Here is a 24686-nt window from a genome sequence, read left to right on the forward strand (position 1 = left end):
TGGCACCCGGCCCGCCGTGTCAGCGCTGGGTATTCGAGGAGATGGACCAGGGAGAGGCCGGCGGCTTGCAGCGCGACCGGCCGTTGCCCGGACCCGCGCCGTCGCGGTTCCACCAGCCCCCGCCCAGCGCCTGGAACAGCGCCGCGGTGTCGGTGAGACGCGCGGCCTGCGCCTGCACGCGGGTCAGAAGCGTCTGCTGGTAGGTGAGCTCGGCGATCAGCACGAAGACGTAGGTGGTGTCGCCGAGTTCCAGGCGCTTGCGCGCGATGCCGAGGGCGGTGGCCGCCGCCCGTTCCGCCTCGACGGCCGATTTCAGCGCGAGTGCGTCGTACTCGAGTGCATTCAGCGTGTCGGCGACGTTGCGGAAGGCGGCGAGCACGATCGACTGGTACTGCGCATCGGCCTGCTCGAGCGCCGCGACCGCGGACCGCTTCTTGGCCGCGAGCGCGCCGCCGTCGATCAGCGTCTGGATCGCGCTGGCGCCCGTGGTCGCGCCGGCGAGACCGGGCATGAACAGGGTGCCGAGCGAAAGCGCGCTGCTGTTCAGGCCGAAGCCCAGGGTCACCTGCGGAAGCTGGTTGGCGATCGCGACGCCAACCTGCGCGCTGGCGGCGTGCAGGTTGGCCTCGGCGGCGCGTACGTCGGGCCGCTGCTCGACGAGCTGCGACGGCAGGGTGAGCGGCAGCTCGTGCGGCAGCTTGAGGTCGGTGAGATCGAAGCGCTCGGTGACCGGATTGCTGGGCAGGCTGCCGGTCAGCGTGGCCATCAGGTTGCGCTGCTGCGCCAGCGCCTTCTCGAGCGGCGGCAGCGTCGACTCGGCCTGCGCGAGCGCGGCCTGCTGGGTGGCGACGTCGGCGCCGGGAATGGCGCCCAGGCCCGACTGCTTGTTCAGGATGCCGAGCGTATCGCGCTGCACGGCGACGATGCGCTTGGTCGCCTCGACCTGGCCGCGCAGCGAGGCCTCGACGATGGCCGCCGCCACGACGTTCGAGGCCAGCGAAAGATAGGTTCCCTCGAGCTGGAAGCACTGCGCCTCGGCCAGCGCCTCGAGCGATTCGATCTGCCGGCGATTGCCGCCCCACAGGTCCAGCGCATAGGTGATCTGGAGGCCGGCGACGAACAGGCCGTAGATCGGCTGCTGGTCGGCCGTGGCCGATTGCAGGCTGGCGGGGGTCTGGTTCTGGGTGGCGCTGAAGGTGCCCTGGAGCGTCGGGAACAGGGTGGCCCGCTGCGCGCGGGCGTTCTGCTGGGCGACGCGCAGCCCGGCGACGGCGGCCTTCACGTCGGGATTGGCGTGCAGCGACCGCTCGATCAGGCTGTTGAGCTGGGGCGATTGGAACACGCCCCACCACTGGCCGGGAATGTCCATGCTCTGCACGATTCGCTGCGCCTCGCCGCCCGGTATGCCGGCGGCGATCAGATCGCTCTTCTGGTCGGGAACATAGGTCGCCGTCTTCGGCCCGTCGGGAGAGGCGAAGTCGGGGCCGACCGAACAGCCGGCGAGGGCGCCCGCCGCGAGGAGCGGCAGCGCGGCAAGGAGGGAGCGTCGCATCATGTCGCCTCCGCGACTGGATCGTGGACGTGGGATGCCGGTACCGCCGCACGGCGGCGCGAGAAGAGGCCGATGGTGGCCGGCAGCACCGTGAGGAAGAGGAAGGGCGCCAGGAGGGTGCCGCCGACTACGACGATGGCGAGCGGCCGCTGGACCTGGCTGCCGATGGCGGTCGAGAAGGCGGCGGGCAGCAGGCCGACGGCGGCGGCGACGCAGGTCATCAGCACCGGCCGCATCTGCAGCGAGCAGGTCTCGTAGAGCGCCATGTCGCGATCGCGACCCGCGTCGATCAGCCTGTTGTAGCAGCTCAGCACCATGATGCCGTTCATGGCGGCAATGCCGAAGAGGGCAACGAAGCCGATGGCGGCCGAGATGCTGAACGGCATGTCCGCCACCCAGAGGCCCAGGATGCCGCCGACCAGGGCCAGCGGGATGGCACTGGCGGCCAGCAGCGTGTCGCGGAACGAGCCGAAGCTCATGTAGAGCAGCAGCCCGATCAGGCCGATGGCGATCGGCACGGCGACGGCCAGGCGCTGCAACGCGTTCTTCAGGTTGCCGAACTCGCCCACCCATTCGATGCGGTAGCCACCGGGGATCTTTACCTGCTCCGCGACGCGCTGCTGCGCCTCGAGGATGGCGCTGCCGAGGTCGCGGCCGCGGACGCTGAACTTCACCGGAACGTAGCGTTCCTGCTGTTCGCGATAGATGTAGTAGGCGCCGGAGACCAGCTCGACCCTGGCGACTTCGCTCAACGGCACCTGCGTGATGTTGCCGTTCGCGCCCTGGACGCCGATCTGGATGCGGCTGATCGCGTCGAGGCTCTCGCGGTAGCGCGAGGCCAGGCGGACGACCATCGGGAAATGGCGGTCGCTGCCGCTTTCATAGACGTCGCCCGCGGCCTGGCCGCCGATCGCCGCCTGGACGGTGGCATTGATGTCGCCGGGAGCCAGTCCGTAGCGCGCGGCCCTGGCGCGGTCGATGTCGATGCGGATGGTCGGCTGGCCGAGCGAGGCCGACACGGCGAGGTCGGTGATGCCGGGCACGGTGGCCAGCACCGCCTTGATCTCGTTGCCGAGCTTGGCCAGTGTCTCGAGGTCGTTGCCCGAGATCTTGACCGAGTTCTCGCCCTTCACACCGGAGGCGGCTTCCTGGACGTTGTCCTGGATGTACTGGGAGAAGGTGAATTCGACGCCGGGGAAGCCCTTCTCGAGTGCGCCGCTGATCTCGGCGATGAGGGCCTCCTTGTCGAGCCCCTTGCGCCATTGGTCCATGGGCTTCAGCGGCACGAAGAATTCGGCGTTGAAGAAGCCGGTCGAATCGGTCCCGTCGTCGGGCCGCCCGTGCTGGGAGATCACGGTCTCGGCCTCGGGAAAGCCCTTGATGAGTCTGCGCATGCGGTTGGCGTAGTCGTTGCCGGCCTCGAGCGAGATCGACGCCGGCATCACGGCGCGGATCCACATATTGCCTTCCTCGAGCTTGGGCAGGAATTCGAGCCCGATCGACCCGCCGGCAAGGCCGGCCAGCGCCAGCGCGCCGAGACCGGCGGCCGCCGTCGCGCGGCGGCTGGCCAGTGCCGCGTTGCGCAGCTTCTCGTAGGCCCGGCGCAGCACCCGCACGGCGCGCGTTTCCACGTGCGCCATCCTGTCGGGCAGCAGCAGCCCCGCCAGCGCCGGCGACACGGTGAAGGTCGCGATCAGGCCGCCCGCCAGCGCATAGGCATAGGTGCGTGCCATCGGCCCGAAGATGTGGCCCTCGACGCCGGAGAGCGTGAACAGCGGCAGGAAGCCCGCGATGATGATGGTGGCCGAGAAAAAGATCGCCTGGGTGACCTCGGTCGAGGCGTTGAAGATCGTCGCCAGCTTGCCGGTGAGGCCGCCCGGCGCGCGCCGCTGCGGACCGGTCGAGTGCCCGCCCTCGGACAGATGCCGGAAGATGTTCTCGACCATGATGACGGTGGCGTCGACGATGATGCCGAAGTCGATCGCGCCCATCGACAGCAGGTTCGCCGATTCTCCGCTCAGCACCAGGACGACCACGGCGAACAGGAGCGCGAAGGGGATGGTCGCGGAGACGATCAGCGCGCTGCGAAGGTCGCCCAGGAACAGCCACTGGATCAGGAAGATGAGGCAGACGCCCACCACCATGTTGTGCAGGACGGTGTGGGTGGTGATGTTCACCAGCGAGCTGCGGTCGTAGATGCGCTCGATACGCACGCCGGGGGGCAGGATGCCGCCATTGTTGATCTTGTCGACCTCGGCCAGCACGCCGCCGAGCGTCGGCATGGTCTCGGCGCCGCGCCGCATCAGCACGATGCCCTGCACGATGTCGTCGTCGTCGTTCTGTCCGGCGATGCCGAGCCGCGGCTGGTGGCCGACGGTGACGTCGGCCGCGTCGGAGACCAGCACCGGCGCGCCGTCGCGCACGGTCAGCATGGTGTTGCGGATGTCGTCCATCGAGCGGATCTGGCCGACGCTGCGCACGATTGCCGACTGCGAGCCGATGTTCACGGTGTTGGCGCCGACATTGATGTTGGCGTTGTTCAGCCCGTCGAGCACCTGCTTCAGGGTGAGGCCGTAGGCCAGCAGGCGGTCGAGATTGACCGTGATGTCGTAGGTCTTGGTCTTGCCGCCCCAGCCGGTGACGTCGACGACGCCGGGGATCGCCTTCAGCCGGCGCTGCAGCACCCAGTCCTGCAGGGTCTTGAGGTCGGCGGCCGAGTAGCCCGGAGGCCCGACGACCCGGTAGCGGAAGACCTCGCCGATCGGGCTGGTGGGTGACAGGGTGGGTTGCGCGCCGTTGGGCAGGGGGCCGAGCTGCGACAGGCGGTTGATCACCATCTGCGAGGCCTGCTGATAGGTCACGTCGTAGGTGAACTGGACCTTCACGTCGCTCAGGCCGAACAGCGATACGGTGCGGATGGCCTGGATGTAGGGCAGGCCCGCCATCTGGATCTCGATGGGGATCGTGATGTAGCGCTCGATCTCCTCCGACGACTGGCCGGGATTCTGCGTGATGATGTCGACCAGCGGCGGTACCGGGTCAGGATACGCCTCGATATTCAGCCGCGAATAGGCGAACAGGCCGGCGACGGAAAGCACCACGCTCAGGATGACGACGAGGATGCGCTGCTTCAGGGCGGCGGCAACGATGGACTGCATGGGTGACGACCGTCTGTTGGGGAGGCCGCCGCTGCGTGCCGCGGCGGGCCGTCAATCGGTACCGCGGCGGGTGCTCAGTCGCGCCTGGCCGCGCGGTCGATGAAGAGGGTGCCGCTGGTCACCACGTTCTCGCCCAGGGCAAGGCCCTTCTTGACCTCCACCATGCCGATCGAGGTCGTGCCGACCTCGATCGGGCGCGACGCGACGGACTTGTCCTGCGGGTTGGCAACCCACACGCGGGCGTTGGCGCCTTCGTAGACGACGGCGTCCTGCGGCACGGCGGGATTGGTCGTGGGGTCGCCGGTGACGATGCGGAAGCTGGCGAACATCTCGGGCATCAGTTCGCGATCGGCGTTCACGATCTCGGCGCGCACCGGCAGGCGGCGGGTATTCGGGTCGAGCGCCGGCGCGACATAGGCCAGCCTGGCGTTGAAGGCGCGGCCGGGATGGGCCAGCACCGACACCTCGACCGGAGCACCGACCTTCATCTTCGGCGCGTCGGATTCACGGACATTGGCGACCAGCCAGACCTTCGAGAGGTCGCCGATGTTGAACACCGGTTCGGTAGCGCCGGCGTTGATGTACTGGCCGAGGCCAACCTTGCGCTGGATGACGGTACCGGCGATGGGCGCCGAGACGATCGCCTCCGCGCCGATATGGTCGACCTTCTCCAACGCATCGATCTCGGCGTCGGTGCGGCCGAGGATGCGCAGGCGGTTGCGCACCGCGGCCAGCGCGATCTCGGAAGAACGCAGGTCGCCCTGCGCCGCGACGAGGTCGGACTGGGCCTGCTCCAGATCCTTCAGCGAGCCGCCGCGGATCGACAGCAATTCCTTCTGGCGCCTCTCGAAATTCTGGGCGAGGGCGAGCTTGGAGCGGGCCTTCTCGACACCGGCGACCGCGCTCACCAGATCGTTCTGGCCCTGCACGAACTCGCTGGCCTCGATGGCAAACAGCGGCGCGCCGCGCTCGACATGGTCGCCGGGCTTGGCGATCAGGCGCGTGACCCGACCCGAATAGGGCGAGAAAACCGGCGTCGTTGTGTCTTCGTTGATGCCGATCTTGCCGTCGGTCGCGCGTTCGTCGCGGAAGGAGGCCGCTTCGACCGGCGCGAAATGCAGGCCGGCCCACTGGGTATCGCTCGGATGGAACGTGCCGTCATTCTCGACGGCCGCCGCTGCCGGACGCACGAGGGCATTGGTCGGGCCGGTGTCGATGGTCCATACCGCGGCAAGCGCAAGGGCTGCGATGCCCGCGCCGGCGAACCACAGGCGGTGACGGCGCAGCGGTGAGGTCGTGGACGTTTTCGGCGCAGTGAACATGCCGGGGAAGCTAGGCGTTTCGCATTACGTGCACCTGAATTGGCTCCCCGATGACGGCTCGCAGACGCAGGCCGTGCTAGAATGAATTCAATAGTGAACACGTCCGGGGAGGTCGAGGCCCATGAGGGTCCTTCTGGTCGAGGACAATGCCGAACTCGTCGCCTTGCTGATCAAGGGTCTGGCGCGCAGCGGATTCTCGGCGGATTCCGTAGGCAATGCCGGCGATGCCGCGCATTCGCTGGCGGCCATGCGCTACTCGGCGATCGTGCTCGACCTCGGCCTTCCCGACCAGGACGGGCTGTCGCTGTTGCGCAGCATCCGGAGCCGCGGCGATTCGACGCCAGTCCTCGTGCTCACGGCACGTGATGGAGTGAGCGACCGGGTCAACGGCCTCAGGGCGGGCGCCGACGACTACCTCGTCAAGCCGTTCGCGATGGAGGAGCTGGTGGCGCGCCTCCAGGCGCTGCTGCGCCGGCCTGGCAACCTGCTCGGCCGCCAGCTCACCTTCGGCAACGTCTCGCTCGAGACGGAGGGCCGGCAGGTCTTCGTCGACGGGATGATGCGGGTCTTCCCGGCTCGTGAGACCGCGATCCTCGAAATCCTGCTGCGGCGCGGCGGAAACGTGGTGCCGAAGCGTCTATTCGAGGACCAGCTCTTCGGCCTTTCGGGCGATGTCGGCTCGAACGCGGTCGAGGTCTACGTCCATCGCCTGCGCAAGATGCTGTCGGACTGCGGCGCGACCGTGAAGATCCATACCGTTCGTGGCGTCGGCTATCTGCTGGCTGAGGAAAAGGCTGCCGCTTGACGCGGTTCCGCTCGATCATCTCTCGTGTCGTCGCGCTGCACGTCGTGGCGATCGGCGTGACGTCCATCCTGATGCCGCTGGCGCTCTACTGGCTGCTCGACGAGGCGGCCAATAGCCTCCACCGCGACGCGCTGCGCGCCCAGGCCCTCACGATCGCGAGCTTCCTGCGGCCAACTCCCGGCGGCGGCGGTGTCATGCTGGATATTCCGCGGGAAGCTCAGCCCCTCTATTCGGGCGACTACGCCCTCTATGCCTATGCCATCCTCGATGCGAAAGGCAATGTGCTGTTCACCTCGCGTCCGGACGATGCGCCGCTCTCGGGGGCGAACGATCCGCTGGAGAACGACTCGTTCTCGCGGCACCGAAGCAGGGGCACGGTGCTCATTGGAGTGAACGTGCCGCGGGCCATCGGCGACCGTCTCTACTGGATCCAGGTCGGACAGGATCTGGCGCACCGCGACGTGATCATCGACGATATCGTCGCCTCGTTCCTGCCGCGCGTCGCCTGGATCACCTTTCCGATCCTGCTGCTCCTGCTGCTGATAGACATCATGATCTTCCGCCGCGCTCTCGATCCGGTGCGCGCCGCCTCCGACACGGCGGCATCGATCGGGCCGACCAGCACCGACGTCCGCCTGTCGGAGCAATCGATGCCCAGGGAGATCGTGCCGCTCGTCCACGCCGTCAACCAGGCGCTCGACCGGCTCGAGGCGGGCTTCCGTGCGCAGCGCGAGTTCACCGCCGACATGGCGCACGAACTGCGGACGCCGCTCGCCATCATGCGCGCCCGCGTCGACACGATGGAGGAGCAGCCGCTGCGCCGATCGCTGGAAGCGGACATCGTCAACATGACGCGTACCGTGAACCAGGTCCTCGACATCGCCGAGCTTGAGGCGTTCGTGGTGGACGACAGCTCCCGGGCGGACCTGCAGAACGTCTGTGCCGATGCGGTCGCCTTCATGGCGCCGCTCGTCCTCGACAGCGACAAGACGATCGGCCTGACGGGCGCCGAAGCGCCGGTGTGGGTGCACGGCCATCCGGAAGCGCTGTTTCGGGCGGTCCGCAATCTCATCGAGAATGCCATTCGCCACACGCCGGTCGGCGGGGCGATCGAGGTCGATGTCGCCGCGGACGGAACGGTTCGGGTGCTGGACGAGGGGCCCGGCGTGCCTCTCGCCGAGCGAGAGACGATCTTCAAGCGCTTCTGGCGGCGCGACCGCGCCCGTCCCGAGAGCCGTGGCCTGGGTCTGGCCATCGTGACCCGCGTGGCTGCCGCTCATGGCGGCACCATTTCGGTCGACGACCGGCCGGGGGGAGGGGCGGTCTTCACGCTCCGCCTGCGCCTCGCCTGATCGGCGAGGACGTGGGGGACCGTCCTCCTCCACGGGCCTATACTCCGCCCATGGCGGAAACAGAGGTCCGCAAGATCATCCACGTCGACATGGACGCCTTCTATGCGTCCGTGGAGCAGCGCGACGATCCTTCGCTGCGCGGCCGGCCGGTCGCGGTCGGCGGGCGGCAGCGCGGCGTCGTGATGGCGGCGAGCTACGAGGCGCGCAAGTTCGGCGTGCGCTCGGCCATGCCCTCGGTCACCGCCAAGCGCCTGTGTCCGGAGCTGCTTTTCGTGAAGCCGCGCTTCGAGGTCTACAAGGAAGTGTCGCGCCAGATCCGCGAGATCTTCCTCGATTACACGCCCCTGGTGGAGCCGCTCTCGCTCGACGAGGCCTATCTCGACGTCACGATCAACCTCAAGGGCATGCCGCTCGCTTCGGAGATCGCCCGCGAGATCAGGGCGCGCATCCTCGAGCGCACGGGGCTGACCGCCTCGGCCGGCATCTCCTACAACAAGTTCCTGGCCAAGCTCGCCTCGGATCATCGCAAGCCCGACGGCCAGACGGTGATCCCGCCCGAGAAGGGACCGGCGTTCGTCGAAGGACTGCCGGTCGGCCGCTTCCACGGCGTCGGGCCGAAGACGGCGGAGAAGATGAACCGGCTGGGCATCCATACCGGCGCCGACCTGAAGGCGCAGACGCTGGAGTTCCTGCAGCAGTATTTCGGCCGCTCCGGCGCCTACTATCACGCCATCGCGCGCGGCCATGACGAGCGCAGGGTCGTGCCCGACCGTCCGCGCAAGTCGGTCGGCTCGGAGACGACCTTCATGGAGGATCTCGACCGGCCGGCCGCGGTGGAAGAGGGCGTCGCCTCGGTGCTGGGCGATGTCTGGTCCTACTGCGAGCGCACCGGCATCGTCGGCCGCACCGTGACCGTGAAGATCAAGTATGCCGACTTCCGCATCGTGACGAGGAGCCGGACAATGCACGAGGGCGTGGACAGCCGCGACCTGCTTGAGCGCACCGCGCGCGAGCTGGTGCGTTCGATCTTCCCACTCGAAAAGAAAGTGCGCCTGCTGGGCGTCTCGCTCCATAACCTGCACCGGCGCGAAGAGCGCACGGTGCCACCGCAGATGACCCTGGCCCTTTAGAGGTACACAACCTCATCCTGAGGAGCACGCCGCAGGCGTGCGTCTCGAAGGATGGGCAACAGACGCGGTGCGTTTAGCCCATGCTTCGAGACGGCCCTTCGGGCCTCCTCAGCATGAGGTCTATGCTGTGGCGCCGGATTTGCTCAATCTCGTTGGAAAGACCCTGGGAGATACGACCATGAACATCTTCATGACCGGCGCGACCGGCTATATCGGCGGCACCATCGCGCGCCGCCTGCTCGACGATGGTCACAAGGTGCGCGGCCTCGTCCGCGATGCCGGGAAGGGCGTCAGGCTCGCCTCATTGGGCGTCGAGCCGGTGACGGGCGGCCTCGACGACGCCGCGATCCTCGTGGCCGAAGCCAGGCGCGCTGATGCCGTGATCAACACGGCCAACAGCGATCATCGAGGCGCCGTGGAGGCGTTCCTCGACGGACTCGCCGGTTCGGACAAGCCGTTCATCCATACCAGCGGTTCCAGCATCGTGGCCGACGACGCCCATGGCGACGTTGCCTCGGACAAGATCTACGACGAGGACACGCCGATGGATCCCGTGCCGGGCAAGCAGGCGCGGGTCGCCATCGACCGGACGATCCGTGACGCGAGCCGCCGCGGTGTTCGCTCCATCGTCGTCTGCCCGACCATGATCTACGGCAACGGCCTCGGCCTGGCGCGCGACAGCGCGCAGATCCCTGGTCTGGCAAGAAGGGCAAAGGCGACCGGCGTGGTGCGCCATGTCGGCAAGGGACTGAATATCTGGTCGAATGTCCATGTCGAGGACGTGGCCGACATTTATCGCCTGGCGCTGGTCAAGGCGCCGGCCGGCGCCTTCTATTTCGCCGAGAACGGCGAGGCCTCGTACCGGGACATCTGCGCCGCGATCGCGCGCCGCCTGAAGCTGGCCGAGCCGCAAGTCTGGCCGTTCGAGGACGCCGCGAAAGAACTCGGCGAGAACAGTGCGGCCTACACGTTCGGCTCCAACAGCCGCGTCCGGGCCCGGCGCACCCGCAGCGAGCTGGGCTGGCAGCCCAGGCATTCATCCGCGATCGCCTGGATCGAGATGGAGCTGCCGCTCTGATTCAGGGGAGCGCGCCGCTCAGACCTGGATCTCGTCGATCATCTTCTTGCGCAGCGCCGCATCGGGATAGACGCCGAAGCCCGCCTGCAGATTGTCCGCCATGTGCTCGGGTTTGCCGGTGCCCGGAATGACGCAGGTGACCGCCGGATTGGCCAGCACGAACTTGAGCAGGAGCTGCGCCCAGCTCGTGGCGCCGATTTCGCCGGCCCAGTCGGGCAGCTTGCGGCCCATGAGCTTGCGCAGCAGGCCGCCGCCACCGAACGGCTGGTTCACGATCACCGCGATGCCGCGCTCGGCGGCCAGAGGCAGAAGCCTGCGTTCGACGGCGCGATCGTCGAGCGCGTAGTTGATCTGGACGAAGTCCCACTTCTCCGCACGCATCACGCTTTCCAGCTCGTCATGGGCGCTCTGCGTATAGTGGGTGATGCCCAGATAGCGGATGCGGCCCTCTGCCTGCCAGGCGCGCAGGGTCGGCAGATGGGCGCGCCAGTCGACGAGATTGTGGATCTGCATCAGGTCGATGCGGTCGGTCTTCAGCAGACGCATCGAATTGCGCATCTGCGCGACACCCCTGTCGCGGCCCGTGGTCCAGACCTTGGTGGCGATGAAGGCCCTGGCGCGCGCGTCGGCCGCAGCCAACAGGTCTCCGATCACGGCCTCGGCGGAGCCGTACATGGGCGACGTGTCGATCACCGAGCCGCCGGCGGCGAACAACAGCCGCAGCACCTCTGCGAGCGGTGCGCGGTCCTCCGGCTTCGCGCCGACGTCGAACGTGCGCCACGTGCCGACGCCGACGACCGGCAGCATCTCGCCCGAGGAGCGGATCTTGCGCTGATGCATGCGGACTCCCGTCTGCGCGGCACCGTGACCTGCAACGAGCAGGCCGGCACCGGCGGCGATTCCCATGAAGCGAGAGCGGGTGAGGGTGCGTGACATGGGAGTGTCATTGTTCAGCAATGATGACCGCTGCACCAGCAGGGAAAAACGTTGCCGCCATATTGATGCCGTACGCGAAGCTTCTCCTATGACCGTCTGTTGTTTCGACACTTCCGGTCATTGTCTTCTCCCATGTCGACACCATCTCAGAGCCGATCGCAGATACTTGAGCCTGAAGGAGACCGCGCCATGCCCGAGCCCTTCGTCGTCGAAATCTGGGGAAAGCCCGCTGGCGTCGTCCTCAAGGAAGGCAACGCGTTCCGCTTCCATGCTTTCGCGCGTCCGTTCTTCGCACTGGAAGGCCATCAGTTCAGCACACCGGGCCAGGCGAAGCTCGCCGCGGCGAAGCTCCAGCCGCCGCGCGAAAGCCAGCGCGCGGAGTAGTGTCTTTCGCCTTGTCGGTCGCGGGACGGGACGTTAGTCCACATCATGACCGACAACGGAGGAAAGTGGTGATCAAGCGCAAGCAGCGTATTCCGATTCGTGACCTTTCGACCATGAAGGCCGAGGAGCGCGAGGCCATCGAGAAGAACGCCATGAACGGGCAGGTGTTCAACATCTTCAAGGTGATGGCCAATCACCCTGCCTTGACGAAGCGCTGGACGCCGTTCGCGGGCCACATCCTGTCCAAGCAGACGCTGCCCTTCCGCGATCGCGAGCTGCTGATCCTGCGAATCGGCTGGCTGAACCAGGCCGAGTACGAATTTGCGCAGCATGAGCTGATCGCCAAGCGGGGCGGCGTCAGCGATGCCGACATCGCGAACCTCAAGGAAGGCCCCAAGGCCAAGGGCTGGAGCGAGCACGAGGCGGCGTTGATGCAGCTCGCCGACGATCTCTTCGAGAACTCGGTCGCCTCCGACGCGACCTGGACGACGCTCGCGAAGACCTATTCGACCGAGCAGCTCATGGACGCCGTGTTCACGGTCGGCCAGTACAATCTCGTCTCCTGGGCGCTCAACAGCTTCGGCGTCCCGCTCGACGACTTCCTGCCGGGCGCCCAGAAGAAGTAGGATCAGCGCCTTCAGCGCTTCGCGACCTCGACGTTCCAGAAGACGGTCGTCGAGGGCGGGCGGATCCAGCCCTTGGTGCGGGCGTTGACGGCCGAGGCGCTGTACCACTCGCCGAGTGGATAGTGCGTGCCGACCTGCAGGGCACGCTCCTGGATCTCCTCGGCGATTGCCTTGCGTTTTCCGGCATCCGACTCCAGCGTGTAGGCCTCGCGCATCGCCTCGATCCGCGCGTCGCACGACCAGCCGGCGGAGGCCTTGTCGCAGGCCGAGTTCAGGAACAGCGAGGTGATCGGGTTCGCGACGTCGATCACGCCGGTGCTCGACAGGGTGACGTTCCAGCCGCGGTCTTCCGGCGGTTCCTTGCGCATGACCCTCGCGAGGTGCGTCTGCCAGTCGGCCGGACGCATGTCGACCTTGAAGCCGACCCGCTCGAGCTGCGCCTTGGCGACGGGACCGAGATTGGCGAGCGAGGCAAGGTCGGTGACCTGCAGCAGTACGATCGGCCGACCGTCGTAGCCCGCTTCCTTGAGCAGGGCCTTCGCCTTCTCGACATTGCCTTCGAGCAGGCCCGACGTGCCCTTGTCCGAGGCGAGCGGCGTGCCGCAGCCATAGTAGGTCTTGCAGAGACGCCAGTACTTGGGGTCGCCGACGGCGGCGTCGAGAAAGCCTTTCTGGTCGATCGCGTAGCCCAGGGCGAGCCTCATCCGGGGATCGTTGAAGGGCGGATGCAGCCAGTTCGGCCGGAGCGCATACTGGCTGGCATAGGCGCCGCGCTGCACCTCGATCCCGCGCCGCTTCTCGACCAGCGGCAGTAGGTCGTGCGCCACCGATTCGAGCGCATCGACTTCGCCGTTCTCCAGCGCGTTCACCGCAGTCTGGGGATCGGCGATCGACACCCACTCGACCCTGTCGACCTTGGCGACCTTGCCGCCCGCGTAGTTGCCGGGCGCCTCGGTGCGCGGCACATAGTTCGGATTCTTCACGTACACGACGCGGTCGCCGGGCCGCCATTCGTCGGCCTTGAAGATGAAAGGGCCGGAGCCGGTCGGGTCCTTGATCTGCTGCGTGGCCGGCGCTTCGGCGACCCGCTTGGGCATCATGAAGGGCACGACGCCGGCGGGCTTGGCGAGCGAATCGATCACCAGGCCGTAGGGGCGCGCGAGTTCGAGGCGGATCGTCTTCGCGTCGGGCGCACTGAGTTCCTTGACGTTGGCCATCAGCTTGAGGCCGACCGGGTCGCGGCTGCCCCAGCGCCTGAGCGAGGCGACGCAATCTTCGGCGGTGACCGGCGCCCCGTCGTGCCACTTCAGCCCGTCGCGCAGGGTGAAGCTGTAGATCAGCCCGGCCGGATCGACGGTCCAGTTCCCCACCATCTGCGGCTGCGGCTTGAGATCGCCGTCGAGTCCGAACAGCGTATCGTAGACGAGGTAGCCGTGCGTGCGGCTGATCTGCGCCGACGCCCAGATCGGATCGAGGATCTTGAGGTCGGAGTGCATCACGATCTTGAGCGTCGATTGCGCGGCAGCCGGCATCGCGAGCGCGAGACCGGCGACGGCGCCCAGCAGGGCCTTGATGTTCATGGTTCCTCCCTAGATTTGTTCTTCTGCTAGTCCGTTGATCGTCTGCAACGCCTGGGCGCGGAACTGGCCGAGGATCATGCCCTTCCAGTCGTCGGCATCGACGTAGAAGGCGTCGCGCACCGCCCGCCTGATGTCCTTCACCAGAGGCGTCGGCGCGTCGGGATGGCCCGCCAGCCAGGCCTCGCCGCGCAGTGCGTGGCGCACCACCGGATTGGGCATCGTGCCGTATTCCAGCGTCGTGGGCGTGATCGCTGCCTGCGGGCATTCCTCGGGCGCGCAGCCCGTGATGTGCCCGACCGTGCGCGGCGATACGGACTCGGTGGCCGTGCTCACGATCAGGTCGCTTCCCCACCAGGCCTTCGCGCGCCGCGTCGTTTCTTCGGAATGGCGCCCGAAGATCTTTTCGCCGTGGCCGTATGGCCCGAGGCCGGTATGGACGTCGATCCAGGCGACGTGCCGTTTGTTCGTGCCATGAGTGCGCAGGATCGAGCGGATCGTGCCGTTGCTCCAGGCCGGCGCCGTGCCGCTGTAGAAGAGGCCGTCCGCGTGCTTTGCCTGGCCGCTCGACACGCCCGGATCGCGTTGCCCTGCAAGGCGCGCCATCGCGGCCGTCAGGCGCTCCTCGTTGTCGGCCGTGGGCGGCCAGGTTGCCGGCACCAGCAGGTCGTGGATCTGCTCGTAGACCGGGTTGTCGGGATAAGGTTGGGAGAAGTTTCCGAAGTTCCGATTGAGGTCGATATTGTCCTCATTCGTCCGCTTCAGGTGGGAGAAGCCGTAGGGATTGACCGCATGGATCAGCAGCAGCGCGATCCCGCGATCGGCCGCCCGCCTTGCCAGCTCGTCGCTCAGCAGCGCGAGCTGGCAGGCCGAGCCGGCGAAGCCTTCCGGCCCATGCGTGCCCGAACTCACGATGAACAGCTTGCCTGCGTCGGTGGGCCCCAGCAGCGCCGTATCGGTGGCGATTTCCTCGCCCGCCGCGCCCTTCGAAGGATGGACGTGAGTCTGGACGCTGGCGCCGGCTTTGGCCGAGGCGTCGAGGAAGCGCTGGCGCGCTTCGTCGTAATCGGCGGAAAAGAACGAAGCGCTCATCTGACCTTCTCGTCGATGTAATCCAGGGTGCGGAAGGCGCTGCCGATCATCGGCAGGAACCAGGGCTTGCCGGAGTAGAGTGGAATGGACGGCAACTCGGTTCCGGCGAAGGGAACCTTGCCCCGCAGGCGCCCGGCAATCGATCGGCCCATCGCATTGCCGAGGAACGGCATCATGGACACGCCCGAGCCGTTGCAGCCCAGGACGAAGTGCAGCCCGTCGAGCTCGCCGGCATGCGGCAGCGCGTCGTAGGTGAAGGCGACGTTGCCCTGCCAGGTGTGGGTGACCTTGGTGTCCGCAAGCTGAGGCAGTCGCTCGACCAGCGCCCGATGCAGGAGCTGGGCGCGCAGCTCGGCGTCGATTTCGGTGAAGCGGGCGCGGCCGCCGAAGATGACGCGCTTCCCGTCGGGCGAGATCCGGTAGTAGTGCAGCACGCGCCGCGTCTCGGAGAAGGTGCGCCCCTTCGGGCAGATCTCGCGGATCAGGTCCGCGGGCAGCTCCTCGGTCGCGATGATGTGGCTGGCGATCGGGACCAGGCGCTTCTGCAGGCGCGGCGTGACGCCCGACGTGTAGCCGTTGGTCGCGACGACGACGTGCCGCGCGCGGACCTCGCCCAAGCTGGTGCTGATCCGCCAGCCTTCGCCGTCGGGGGCGAGGCCGGTGGCGCGGCAATGGCCCGCCAGCGTCACCGAGTTGCGCCGGCGCACCGCCGCCAGCAGGCCGCCGTAGAACAGGGCGGGATGAAGCTTGCCCGCCGTCTCGAAGACCATCCCGCCATGATAGAAATCGCTGCCGATCTCCTCGCGCTGCTCCTCGCGGGTGATCAGGCGGCAGTCGGTGGCGCCGCCGTCGCGCAGCTTGGCGAAGCGCGTGCGCAAGCCTTCATAGTGTGACGCCGCGCAGGCGCCGAGGAAACGGCCGTGCTGCTCGAGATGGCAGTCGATCCCTTCCTGATCGACCAGGTCGACCAGCGCGCGATAGGCATCGATCGCCCAGCCCACCACGTCGCGTACCAGGTCGGGCGAATAGTCGAGGGTGCGGCCTGTGAAGCTCTTGCCGATCGAGAGGCCGGCGCTGAGCGCGCCGCCGCTGCGTGTCGAGGCGCCCGCGCCGAATTCGTCGGCTTCGAGCACCACACTCTGTACGCCGCCATCCGCCAGGGCGCGCGCGGTGGCGAGGCCGGCGTAGCCGCCGCCCACGACCACCACGTCGGTCTTGTTCGGCAGCGACGGTGTCGTGATGCTCTGCGGCCGGAAAGCCTCCCACCAGTAGGGCTCGTCCTTGAAATCGCTGGCGAAGATCGGCTGGTTAACGACAGGCATGAACGGACTCACACGCAAAACGTTGACTGGGCAGAGTTACGGCTTGAGGGACGAGACGGTCAAAGTCATTGTCCGATGCGGTTAGTTCCTTGAGGTTATGATGATCACATCGCGCCAGCTCGAAGCCTTTCGCGCCGTCATGGCGCGCGGCACGGTTACGGCCGCCGCGGAACGGCTGGGCGTCTCGCAGCCCGCGGTGAGCAAGATCCTGGCTGGACTGGAGCACGAGATCGGCTATCCGCTGTTCACGCGCATCAAGCGGCGGCTGGCGCCGACCAGCGAGGCGCGCCTGCTCGAGCAGGAGGTGACGCGGCTCTATCACAGTCTGGAGCGGGTGACGGAAGTGGCGCGCGAGATTCGCGAGCGTCAGGTCGGCGACCTGCTGATCTATTCGACCCCGGCGCTCGGCCGCAGCGTCCTGCCGGACGTCATGGCGACCTTCATGCAGCGTCACACCAAGGCGCACATCGTCTTCCAGGTCCGCAGCTCGACCTACATCAACCAGAAGATGATCGACCAGCAGATCGACCTCGGTTTCTCGATGATGCCGTTCGAGCATCCCGCGATGGTCACGGAGGAGCTGAGCCGGGCGGCGGCGGTCTGTGTGCTGCCGGCTGGCCATCGGCTGGCGCGGCGCAAAGTGATCCGGCCCGCCGACCTCCGCGGCGAACGATTCCTGTCGTTCCCGCTCGACGGCCGGATGCGCCATCTGATCGACGCCGCCTTCGAGCAGGAGAGGATCGAGCGGCAGCTGCAGATCGACGTCTACTCCTCCGCCGATGCCTGCGCGCTCGCCGCGCGCGGCCTCGGTGTCTCGATCGTCGATCCGTTCACCGCCCGCGACTATCTCGGCGCCGGCATCGCCGTCGTGCCGTTCGAGCCGCGCATCCGCTATCTGTTCCGCGCCATGCGGCCGCGCCATCGCAAGCCCTCGCGGCTGGCCGACGCGTTCCTCGATGCCGTGAAGGCCCATATCAGGGCCAAAGGCTGGTCCTGATGGGCTAGGCGGGATCATGGGCCACGAAGAACTCGAGGCCGATCAGCCGCTCCAGCAGCATGACCACCATCAGGGTCACCACGACGGTCGCGGTCGAGATCGCCGCCAGCACCGGCGAGGCATTCTCCTGGATGAAGGCATAGATCTGGACCGGCAGGGTCGTGACCTGCGGCCCGGTGAGGAACATCGTGATCGTCACCTCGTCGAACGAGATGATGAAGGAGAAGAGCAGTGCGGTGACGAGGCCGGACCGGGCGAGCGGCAGGGCGATGCCGAGGGCGATGCGGCGCTCGTCGGCACCCAGCAGTGAGGCGGCCTCGACGATCTCGCCGTCGATGCGCTGCAGGGCGACGACGATCGGCCGCCAGGCGAAGGGGAGCGTGCAGACGATGTGGGCGATGACGATGCCGGTGGCCGAGCCGAGATAGCCCGCCATCGCCAGCACGTTCACCAGGGCGACGCCCAGCGCGGCGTGCGGGAAGAAGAGCGGCGACATGACCGCCAGCTCGAAGGCCGGCAGCCAGCGTGGCCGCAGCCGGTGGCAGGCATAGGCGCCGGCGAAGGCGATGGCGGTGACGAGCACGGAGACTACGGCGGCAATGCCCAGGCTGGTCCCGAAGGCCTCGATCCAGCGCGGGTCGGTGGCCGCCTCGGCATACCAGCGCAGGCTGAGCTCGCCCGGCGGGAATTTGAGGTAACCGGCGGCGGCGAACGAGGTGGCGCCGATCACCACGATGGGCAGCGGCAGGAACAGCAGCAACGCGAACGAGGCGGCACGGCCCAGTCTGAGGATCGGGGCGTTCATCGATCGGCCTTCGGCACCAGGGCCGCTTCGAGCATGCGCAGGAGGGCGAGGCCCAGGCCGCTCAGCAGCAGCAGACAGATCGCCCAGGCCGAGGCCTTGCTCATGTTGAAGTTGTAGACGACCTCCTGATAGATCTGCGTGCCCGCCATCTTCTGGCGGATGCCGCCCAGCAGGATCGGCGTCACGATGGCGCCCATTGAGGTCAGGAAAGTGATGCCGAGGCCGGTGAAGACGCCGGGCAGCGATAGCGGCAGTACGACGCGGCGCCAGGTCTCGAAGCCGCCGGCGCCCAGCGATTCACTGGCTTCCTCCAGCCGGTTGTCGATCTGCAGCAGGACCGAGAGGGTCGCGATCACGGCGAAGGGCATCAGCACATGGGTGAGGCCGATCACCACGCCGAGATCGTTGAAGATCAGCGGCAGCGGCGACTGGATGACGCCCGCCCATTTGAGCGTCTCGTTGAGAAAGCCCTTGGGTCCGAGGATGACCAGCCAGCCGTAGGTGCGCACGACCAGGCTGACCAGCCACGGCACCAGCACGATCACCAGCAGGAGGTTGCGCCATCGGGGCAGGCGCCACAGCAATAGCGCGATCGGATAGGCCAGAACGGCCGAGGCGACCGCCACGATGGACGAGATCGATACGGTGCGCAGGAAGACCTCGTGATAGTCGGCGCGGTCGAGGATCTGCCGGAAGTAGATCAGTGAGAAGCCGTCCTTGACCCAGAAGGCGTGGAAGAGGAGCAGCGCCACCGAGCCCAGGAACAGGGCGAGCACCAGCAGGGCCGGCAGCAGCAGCCAGCCCAGGCTTTTCGGTGCGGAGGTGGTGCTGCGCATCTCAGGCGCCGGCGGCGAAGCCCGGCGGGAACTCGGCCGAGGCGCCGGTCTCGGCGTCGAAAGCTTCGGCGAGTTTGATGAGATGTCCCTCAGCATACCACGGTGCCACGAAATGGATGCCGATGGGCAGGCCCGCCTTCGAGCGGCCGAACGGGATCGAGATCGCCGGATGGCCCGTCATGTTGAACGGGATCGTGTAGGTGTACCAAGCGGCGCGCAGGTCGCCGAGCGGCTTGCCGTCGACCACCAGCGGTTCGAACTGGTTCTGGGTGGCGAGCGGCGCCGGCGTGGCGACGGTGGGCGTCAGCAGGAGGTCGCAATCGGCGAACAGGCGCTGCACCGACTTGAACGCCGTCGTGCGGTCGACCAGCGCCCGGCGCAACTGCACCACGTCGACCGATTCGCCTTCGTCCAGCGTCTTGGCGAAAGAGGGATCGAGATCGCCGCGGCGGTTCTTCAGGATGTCGGCGAAGCGCTCGATCTGGTTGGCGCGCAGGATGATGCGCGCGACGTCGAGCTTCCAGTCGATCTCGCGGCCGTCCAGCTCCTTGATCGTGGCGCCCTGCTTGTCGAGGAAGGCGAGGGCGGCGTCGAGGCGGGCCTCGGTGTCGGGATCGAGATAGCCGCCGGTCATGCGGCGGATCACGGTGATGCGACGGCCGGCGATCGGATGCTCGCCGGATTCGTCGGGCCAGGCGAAGGGTTCGCGGCCGATGGCCAGGGTCCACGGATCGTTGGGATGGCCGCCCGACATCGACGCGAGGCCGGCGCCGAGATCGCTCGGATGGCGCGCCATGACACCGAGATAGGTGAGTTGGCCGAACTGGTCCGGCGGCACCTCATGCGGCACGCGGCCCAGGGTTGCCTTCAGCCCGTAGACGCCGCAGCAGGCCGCGGGAATGCGGCCCGAGCCTGCGCCGTCGGTCGACATGGCGATCGGGCCGAGACCCAGCGCCACCGCGACGGCCGCGCCGCCGCTCGAGCCGCCGCTCGTATGCTCGCGATTCCACGGATTGCGCGTGATGCCGTGCAGGGGGCTGTCGGTCAGCACCTTGTGACCGAACTCAGGCGTCGTGGTCTTGGCGAACAGGACGGCATCGGCGGCGCGCCACTGGGCGATCGCCTCGGCATCCATCGACGGCACGTTGTCTTTCATGGTGATTGAGGCGAAGGCCGTACGCACGCCCTTGGTCAGGATCAGGTCCTTGGCGGAGACCGGCACGCCGGCCAGCGCGCCGAACGAGCCGCCGCTCTTGCGCCTTGCATCGAGCGCATCGGCCGCGGCGCGGGCGCCGTCCGCATCGAGCGTCGCGATGGGATTGAACGGCTCGGCCTTCTTCGTGCGTTCCAGCAGGCCTTCGACGATGTCGCGTGCGGAGACCTTGCCGGACGTGAAGGCTTTTACGTGGTCGGCGACGGTGCGGCCGGCGAAATCCTGAGCGGGCATTGGTCGGTCTTTCAGGTTGAAGCGAAGAGCGTGAAGGTGTCGGACGGGACGGCGAGACGCACCGTCTTTCCTTCGGCGAGTTCCGCCGCGTGCGGCGTGTCGGCCATTGCCAGCGCGGTCAGCGGCCCCAATGGCGTGTCGAGCACGGCCTTCACAGTCGGGCCGAGACGATGCAACGCCGACACGCGCGCCTCGATCGACAGTGCATTGGCCGGTGCCTCACCGAGACGCACCGATTCAGGCCGGCAGGCGAGCTGGCATGCACGGCCGGTTGCGGCAGTACCGACGACAGATGCGCGCGGAACGGCGATGCGCCGGTCACCGACGGCGACGGAGACCGACGTGGCGTCGATGGCCTCGATACGGCCGTCCAGCATGTTGATGTCACCCACGAAGCGCGCGACGAAGGGCGAGGCGGGGCGGCGGTAGATCTCGCCGGGCGTGCCGACCTGCTGCACATGACCGCCGTTCATCACGACGATCGTGTCGGAGAGCATCGTCGCCTCCTCCTGGTCGTGGGTGACGAACACGAAGGTGGTGGCGAGCTGGCGCTGGATCGACTTCAGCTCGACCTGGAGCTGGCGGCGGAGCTGCAGGTCGAGCGCGCTCAGCGGCTCGTCGAGCAGCAGGATCGCGGGTTCCAGCGCGAGCGACCGCGCCAGCGCCACGCGCTGCTTCTGGCCGCCGGAGAGCTGGCCGATGCGACGGCGCTCGAAGCCCGTCAAACCGACGAGACCCAGGAACTTCGAGACGCGGCCGGAAATCTCGGCTGCCGCCAGGCCGCGGATCCGCATGCCGTAGGCCACGTTCTCGAACACGTCGAGATGCGGGAACAGCGCCAGGTTCTGGAACACCATGCCGAGCGGCCGCCGCCGCGGCGGCACGCCCTGCATTGAGGCGCCGTCGATGGCGATGGTGCCGCGGCTCGGTTCGAGGAAACCGGCGATCAGGCGCAGCAACGTCGTCTTACCGCAGCCCGAGGGGCCGAGCAGGGTGACGAAGCTGCCGCCGTCGATCGTGAGGTCGACCCGGTCGAGCACCGTCGTGGGGCCGAACTCCTTGCCGATCCCCGCGACCTGGATCGTGCCTCGGCTCACTGCTTGACGCCGGACAGCAGCTTCTCGGCGAAGTTGACGCGCTCCTCGTTATGCTCGACCACGATGCGCCAGTCGGGTGAATAGAGCGACTGCACGATCTGCTCGTAGGGTTGGCCCAGGGTCTTCTGCAGGTCCTCGGGCAGCTTGACCTTGGCGTTCATGGGCAGCCAGCCGTCGAGCAGGGCGGCGCGCAGCTGCGGCTCGGCGCCGGCGATATAGTTCATCCAGACCAGCGACTTGTCCTGGTTCTTGGCGCCCTTCGGCACCACCACGACATAGGGCAGCATCAGCGCGCCTTCCTTGGGGATCACGATGCCGACATTGGTGGCGCCCTGGCGGCGCAGGGCCCAGACGCGCGACGCATAGAAGGGAACCGCCGCGACTTCGCCGCGCGTCAGCAGCGTGTTCATGTGGGCGAGCGAGGTGTAGGTCGCGAGCACGTTCGGCACGATCTTCTCGAGCAGCTTGAAGCCCGGATCGATGTCCTTCTCGTTGCCGCCCATCGCCTTGGCCATGATCACCGCGTCGTAGGGCGCGAGATAGACCGGCCGGGTCAGGGACAGCTTGCCCTTCCACTTCGGATCGGCGAGCCCCTGCCAGGAGGCGAAGTCCTGGGCCTTGGCGAGGTCGGTGTTGTAGGCGATCCCGTAGTAGGTGAAGTAGACCGGCAGGCCGACATGGCGGCCGGCCTTGTCCTTGGTCAGGAACTTCGAATCGACGTCGGCGATTCCCGGAAGCTGCTTGTCGTCGAAGCTCTCGATCAGGCCGGCATTGGACAGCGCGATCGCCTCGAAGTAGGTGACCAGCGCCAGGCTGTACTGTCCAGCGGCCGCGGGAGAGCGCAGCGCGCCAGCTGGGTTCGGCACCTCGACCATCTTGATGGTGGAGCCGTTGCCGGGGTTGAACTGCTTGATGAAGGCCTCGCGCCAGGTATTGGCGCCGCCGCCGCCCCACACTGCCATCGTGAGTTCCTGGGCGGAAGCTCCGGTTGCGCCTGCACAGGCCAGGACCGCGCCGCACATCAACGCCTTCAATCGGTTCATCATCGCCCGCCCCCGCCGTTATCGCTTGGCGTCGACGTTAAACGCCTCCTGCAGTGGTCGAGAAATTCATTCGTCCCCTCTGGTCATTCCAGAAGGTTATGTTGTTGGTTGTTGCTCCGTGCAAATACCACTCCTACAGTCGCGTGGGGAATTTCGGAGGGGACACGCCATGGACATCAAGCGTCTGCATCGCCGTCACGCGCTTTCACTGCTGGGAGGCGCCGCTGCGGTCGGCGCTGCGGGCCCGGCCTTCGCCCAGGCCGAACCCGCCAAGCCCGCGCAGCTCGTCGTCAACCATTCCGGCGGGTCGATGGGCTCGGCCATGCGCAAGGCCTTCTTCAACGGTTTCGAGAAGAAGTACGGAATCAAGGTCGTCGAGACGAGCCCGGTCGATTTCGGCAAGCTGCGCGCGATGGTCGATTCGGGCAACGTCGAGTGGGACCTGACCGAGATCGGCGGCCAGGACGCGATCCGCGCCGGCAAGGCCAACCTGCTGGAGAAGATCGACCCCAAGGTCGTCGATCGCGCCAAGTATCCGCCCTCGGCACAGAACCCGTACGTCTTCGCCTCGTCGGTCTACACGACCATCATCGGCTACCGGAACGACGTCTTCAAAGGCGGCAGCCAGCCCAGGAGCTGGGCCGACTGGTGGGACGTGAAGAAATTCCCGGGTGCGCGCTCGATGCGCAACCATCCGACCGACAATCTCGAATTCGCGCTGATCGCCGACGGCGTGCCGAAGGACAAGGTCTATCCGATCGACTTCGACCGCGCTTTCAAGAAGCTCGACCAGATCAAGCCGCACATCACCGTCTGGTGGTCGACCGGCCAGCAGCCTGCCCAGCTCCTCCTCGACAAGGAAGTCGTGCTGGCGACCGGCTGGAACGGCCGCTTCTACGACATCATCAAGAAGGGCGCGCCGGTCGGCATCGAATGGAACGAGGGCGCGCTGAAGCAGGGTAGCTTCGCCATCCCGCGCGGCGCCAAGAGTCCTTACTGGGCCAACAAGATGCTGGCCGAACTCGCTGTGCCGCAGCAGCAGGCGGTCTATGCGTCGGAGCTCGGCTATCCCGGCCTCAATCTGGAATCGCTGAACTTCGTGGATCCGAAGGTGAAGCCCTTCCTGCCGACAGCCTATCTCGACCAGCAGTTCTGGATCAGCGACGAATGGTATGCGGAGAACGGCACAAAGGCCGCCGAGCTTTGGAACGCCTGGATGCTGAAGAAGGCGTAACGTTCCTTGAGTGCGGGCGAAGGATCGGCCGACCTCCTCATCCAGGGGGTCGGTAAGCGTTTCGGTGATGTGGTTGCGCTGGACCATGTCTCGTTGCAGGTGGCGCAGGGCGAGCTGCTGACCATCCTGGGGCCCAGCGGCTCGGGGAAGACGACACTGCTGAAAGTCGTCGCGGGCTTCGAAACCCCTGATGGCGGCACCGTGAAGGTGGGCGGCACCGAGATCACTTCGCTGCCGCCGGCCAAGCGCGACATCGGCATGGTGTTCCAGAACTACGCGCTGTTCCCGCATCTCAGCGTCGCGGCCAACGTCGCGTTCCCGCTGGAAATGCGCAACGTCGCGCGGTCCGAGATCCAGACCCGCGTCGGCGAGGCGCTGGCGATGGTCGAGCTGAAGGGATACGAGGCGCGCCTGCCGCGGCAGCTTTCCGGCGGCCAGCAGCAAAGGGTGGCACTGGCGCGCGCCATCGTGTTCAACCCGCGGCTCCTGCTGCTCGACGAGCCGTTCGGCGCGCTCGACCGCAAGCTGCGCGAGACCATGCAGCTCGAGGTGCGGCGCCTGCAGCGCCGGCTCGGCCTCACGACCATCTTCATCACCCACGACCAGGAGGAGGCGCTGGTTCTCTCCGACCGCATCGCGGTGATGAACAGAGGTACGATCCAGCAGATCGCCACGACGACCGAGATCTACGAGCGGCCGGCCAATGATTTCGTCGCCGACTTCGTGGGCGAGAGCAACATCTTCCACGGCACGATGAGCGCGCCGGGCACGGTTACGCTCGACGGCGGCCGCGTCCTGCAGGTGCGCAGCGACAAGCCGTCGGGCGCCAAGGTCGGCGCGCTGATGCGCCCCGAGCGCTTCGCCCCTTCGGGTGTGAATGCCTTCAGTGGCGA

Annotated in this window: 21 protein-coding genes; 9 read left to right on the plus strand and 12 right to left on the minus strand. The window is 67.2% G+C overall.

The features are described from left to right. Positions 1–19: 19 nt before the first annotated feature. The 3 genes from EPO41_RS29480 to EPO41_RS29490 form a co-directional block, all read right to left on the minus strand. Entirely contained in the window at positions 20–1555 is a 1536-nt protein-coding gene (locus EPO41_RS29480; RefSeq protein WP_296333221.1) for an efflux transporter outer membrane subunit, read from the minus strand. Next, a complete protein-coding gene (locus EPO41_RS29485; RefSeq protein WP_296333224.1) occupies positions 1552–4710 on the minus strand; it encodes a CusA/CzcA family heavy metal efflux RND transporter in 3159 nt (1052 codons plus the stop codon). Before EPO41_RS29485 ends, EPO41_RS29480 begins: the two co-directional genes overlap by 4 nt. A gap of 74 nt (positions 4711–4784) precedes the next feature. Continuing rightward, a complete protein-coding gene (locus EPO41_RS29490; protein ID WP_296333227.1) occupies positions 4785–6032 on the minus strand; it encodes an efflux RND transporter periplasmic adaptor subunit in 1248 nt (415 codons plus the stop codon). Positions 6033–6153: 121 nt separating this feature from the next. Between EPO41_RS29490 and EPO41_RS29495 the strand changes: the two genes are divergently transcribed. From EPO41_RS29495 to EPO41_RS29510, 4 genes are all read left to right on the plus strand, one after another. Further along, positions 6154–6837 (plus strand): response regulator transcription factor, encoded by a 684-nt coding sequence (locus tag EPO41_RS29495; protein ID WP_296333229.1) that lies wholly within the window; start codon positions 6154–6156, stop codon positions 6835–6837. Then, positions 6834–8189 carry an ATP-binding protein gene (locus EPO41_RS29500; protein WP_296333230.1) on the plus strand — a complete coding sequence of 452 codons (1356 nt, stop codon included), beginning with the start codon at positions 6834–6836 and terminating at the stop codon, positions 8187–8189. Before EPO41_RS29495 ends, EPO41_RS29500 begins: the two co-directional genes overlap by 4 nt. Positions 8190–8239: 50 nt before the next feature. Continuing rightward, complete coding sequence (dinB, locus tag EPO41_RS29505; protein WP_296333232.1) at positions 8240–9319, plus strand: DNA polymerase IV; 1080 nt, start codon at positions 8240–8242, stop codon at positions 9317–9319. Positions 9320–9497: 178 nt separating this feature from the next. Next, entirely contained in the window at positions 9498–10397 is a 900-nt protein-coding gene (locus EPO41_RS29510; RefSeq protein WP_296333234.1) for an NAD-dependent epimerase/dehydratase family protein, read from the plus strand. A gap of 18 nt (positions 10398–10415) precedes the next feature. Here EPO41_RS29510 and EPO41_RS29515 read toward each other — a convergent pair whose 3' ends face one another. Continuing rightward, positions 10416–11333 (minus strand): aldo/keto reductase, encoded by a 918-nt coding sequence (locus tag EPO41_RS29515; protein ID WP_296333236.1) that lies wholly within the window; start codon positions 11331–11333, stop codon positions 10416–10418. Between the two features lie 189 nt (positions 11334–11522). On the opposite strand from EPO41_RS29515, the gene EPO41_RS29520 reads away from it, so the two are divergent. After that, positions 11523–11717 carry a hypothetical protein gene (locus EPO41_RS29520; RefSeq protein ID WP_296333239.1) on the plus strand — a complete coding sequence of 65 codons (195 nt, stop codon included), beginning with the start codon at positions 11523–11525 and terminating at the stop codon, positions 11715–11717. 68 nt (positions 11718–11785) lie between these two features. After that, complete coding sequence (locus tag EPO41_RS29525; RefSeq protein ID WP_296333241.1) at positions 11786–12343, plus strand: carboxymuconolactone decarboxylase family protein; 558 nt, start codon at positions 11786–11788, stop codon at positions 12341–12343. 11 nt (positions 12344–12354) lie between these two features. Here the strand turns inward: EPO41_RS29525 and EPO41_RS29530 are convergent, their stop codons facing one another. The 3 genes from EPO41_RS29530 to EPO41_RS29540 are packed head-to-tail and all read right to left on the minus strand — an operon-like array spanning position 12355 to position 16334. Further along, the gene (locus tag EPO41_RS29530) at positions 12355–13923 is read right to left on the minus strand and encodes an ABC transporter substrate-binding protein (RefSeq protein ID WP_296333243.1); all 1569 of its coding nucleotides are present in this window, start codon (positions 13921–13923) and stop codon (positions 12355–12357) included. A 9-nt stretch (positions 13924–13932) separates the two neighbouring features. Continuing rightward, positions 13933–15012 (minus strand): M14 family metallopeptidase, encoded by a 1080-nt coding sequence (locus tag EPO41_RS29535; RefSeq protein ID WP_296333245.1) that lies wholly within the window; start codon positions 15010–15012, stop codon positions 13933–13935. Further along, a complete protein-coding gene (locus EPO41_RS29540) occupies positions 15009–16334 on the minus strand; it encodes an FAD-binding oxidoreductase (protein WP_296333248.1) in 1326 nt (441 codons plus the stop codon). The genes EPO41_RS29535 and EPO41_RS29540 overlap by 4 nt, the downstream gene beginning before the upstream one ends. Positions 16335–16431: 97 nt before the next feature. On the opposite strand from EPO41_RS29540, the gene EPO41_RS29545 reads away from it, so the two are divergent. Beyond that, positions 16432–17331 carry a LysR substrate-binding domain-containing protein gene (locus tag EPO41_RS29545; protein WP_296333253.1) on the plus strand — a complete coding sequence of 300 codons (900 nt, stop codon included), beginning with the start codon at positions 16432–16434 and terminating at the stop codon, positions 17329–17331. 4 nt (positions 17332–17335) lie between these two features. Here the strand turns inward: EPO41_RS29545 and EPO41_RS29550 are convergent, their stop codons facing one another. From EPO41_RS29550 to EPO41_RS29570, 5 genes are read right to left on the minus strand one after another with little or no spacing between them, the layout of a single operon-like run. Continuing rightward, a complete protein-coding gene (locus tag EPO41_RS29550; RefSeq protein WP_296333256.1) occupies positions 17336–18136 on the minus strand; it encodes an ABC transporter permease in 801 nt (266 codons plus the stop codon). Further along, a complete protein-coding gene (locus tag EPO41_RS29555; RefSeq protein WP_296333258.1) occupies positions 18133–18972 on the minus strand; it encodes an ABC transporter permease in 840 nt (279 codons plus the stop codon). The genes EPO41_RS29550 and EPO41_RS29555 overlap by 4 nt, the downstream gene beginning before the upstream one ends. A gap of 1 nt (position 18973) precedes the next feature. After that, complete coding sequence (locus tag EPO41_RS29560; protein WP_296333261.1) at positions 18974–20419, minus strand: amidase; 1446 nt, start codon at positions 20417–20419, stop codon at positions 18974–18976. 11 nt (positions 20420–20430) lie between these two features. Beyond that, entirely contained in the window at positions 20431–21516 is a 1086-nt protein-coding gene (locus tag EPO41_RS29565) for an ABC transporter ATP-binding protein (protein ID WP_296333263.1), read from the minus strand. Continuing rightward, positions 21513–22562 carry an extracellular solute-binding protein gene (locus EPO41_RS29570; RefSeq protein ID WP_296333266.1) on the minus strand — a complete coding sequence of 350 codons (1050 nt, stop codon included), beginning with the start codon at positions 22560–22562 and terminating at the stop codon, positions 21513–21515. The genes EPO41_RS29565 and EPO41_RS29570 overlap by 4 nt, the downstream gene beginning before the upstream one ends. 166 nt (positions 22563–22728) lie before the next feature. Between EPO41_RS29570 and EPO41_RS29575 the strand changes: the two genes are divergently transcribed. Further along, positions 22729–23793 (plus strand): ABC transporter substrate-binding protein, encoded by a 1065-nt coding sequence (locus EPO41_RS29575; protein WP_296333267.1) that lies wholly within the window; start codon positions 22729–22731, stop codon positions 23791–23793. A 6-nt stretch (positions 23794–23799) separates the two neighbouring features. Beyond that, positions 23800–24686, plus strand: an 887-nt coding sequence (locus tag EPO41_RS29580) for an ABC transporter ATP-binding protein (RefSeq protein ID WP_296333271.1), incomplete at its 3' end; no start/stop codon positions are given.

It is taken from the genome of Reyranella sp., assembly GCF_004297265.1.
Taxonomy (GTDB): Bacteria; Pseudomonadota; Alphaproteobacteria; order Reyranellales; family Reyranellaceae; genus Reyranella.

Coding starts and splice junctions, on each gene's coding strand:
- EPO41_RS29480 (WP_296333221.1), bottom strand. CDS start 1,555: ATGATGCGACGCTCCCTCCTTGCCGCGCTGCCGCTCCTCGCGGCGGGC.
- EPO41_RS29485 (WP_296333224.1), bottom strand. CDS start 4,710: ATGCAGTCCATCGTTGCCGCCGCCCTGAAGCAGCGCATCCTCGTCGTC.
- EPO41_RS29490 (WP_296333227.1), bottom strand. CDS start 6,032: ATGTTCACTGCGCCGAAAACGTCCACGACCTCACCGCTGCGCCGTCAC.
- EPO41_RS29495 (WP_296333229.1), top strand. CDS start 6,154: ATGAGGGTCCTTCTGGTCGAGGACAATGCCGAACTCGTCGCCTTGCTG.
- dinB (WP_296333232.1), top strand. CDS start 8,240: ATGGCGGAAACAGAGGTCCGCAAGATCATCCACGTCGACATGGACGCC.
- EPO41_RS29510 (WP_296333234.1), top strand. CDS start 9,498: ATGAACATCTTCATGACCGGCGCGACCGGCTATATCGGCGGCACCATC.
- EPO41_RS29515 (WP_296333236.1), bottom strand. CDS start 11,333: ATGTCACGCACCCTCACCCGCTCTCGCTTCATGGGAATCGCCGCCGGT.
- EPO41_RS29520 (WP_296333239.1), top strand. CDS start 11,523: ATGCCCGAGCCCTTCGTCGTCGAAATCTGGGGAAAGCCCGCTGGCGTC.
- EPO41_RS29530 (WP_296333243.1), bottom strand. CDS start 13,923: ATGAACATCAAGGCCCTGCTGGGCGCCGTCGCCGGTCTCGCGCTCGCG.
- EPO41_RS29535 (WP_296333245.1), bottom strand. CDS start 15,012: ATGAGCGCTTCGTTCTTTTCCGCCGATTACGACGAAGCGCGCCAGCGC.
- EPO41_RS29540 (WP_296333248.1), bottom strand. CDS start 16,334: ATGCCTGTCGTTAACCAGCCGATCTTCGCCAGCGATTTCAAGGACGAG.
- EPO41_RS29545 (WP_296333253.1), top strand. CDS start 16,432: ATGATGATCACATCGCGCCAGCTCGAAGCCTTTCGCGCCGTCATGGCG.
- EPO41_RS29550 (WP_296333256.1), bottom strand. CDS start 18,136: ATGAACGCCCCGATCCTCAGACTGGGCCGTGCCGCCTCGTTCGCGTTG.
- EPO41_RS29555 (WP_296333258.1), bottom strand. CDS start 18,972: ATGCGCAGCACCACCTCCGCACCGAAAAGCCTGGGCTGGCTGCTGCTG.
- EPO41_RS29560 (WP_296333261.1), bottom strand. CDS start 20,419: ATGCCCGCTCAGGATTTCGCCGGCCGCACCGTCGCCGACCACGTAAAA.
- EPO41_RS29570 (WP_296333266.1), bottom strand. CDS start 22,562: ATGATGAACCGATTGAAGGCGTTGATGTGCGGCGCGGTCCTGGCCTGT.
- EPO41_RS29575 (WP_296333267.1), top strand. CDS start 22,729: ATGGACATCAAGCGTCTGCATCGCCGTCACGCGCTTTCACTGCTGGGA.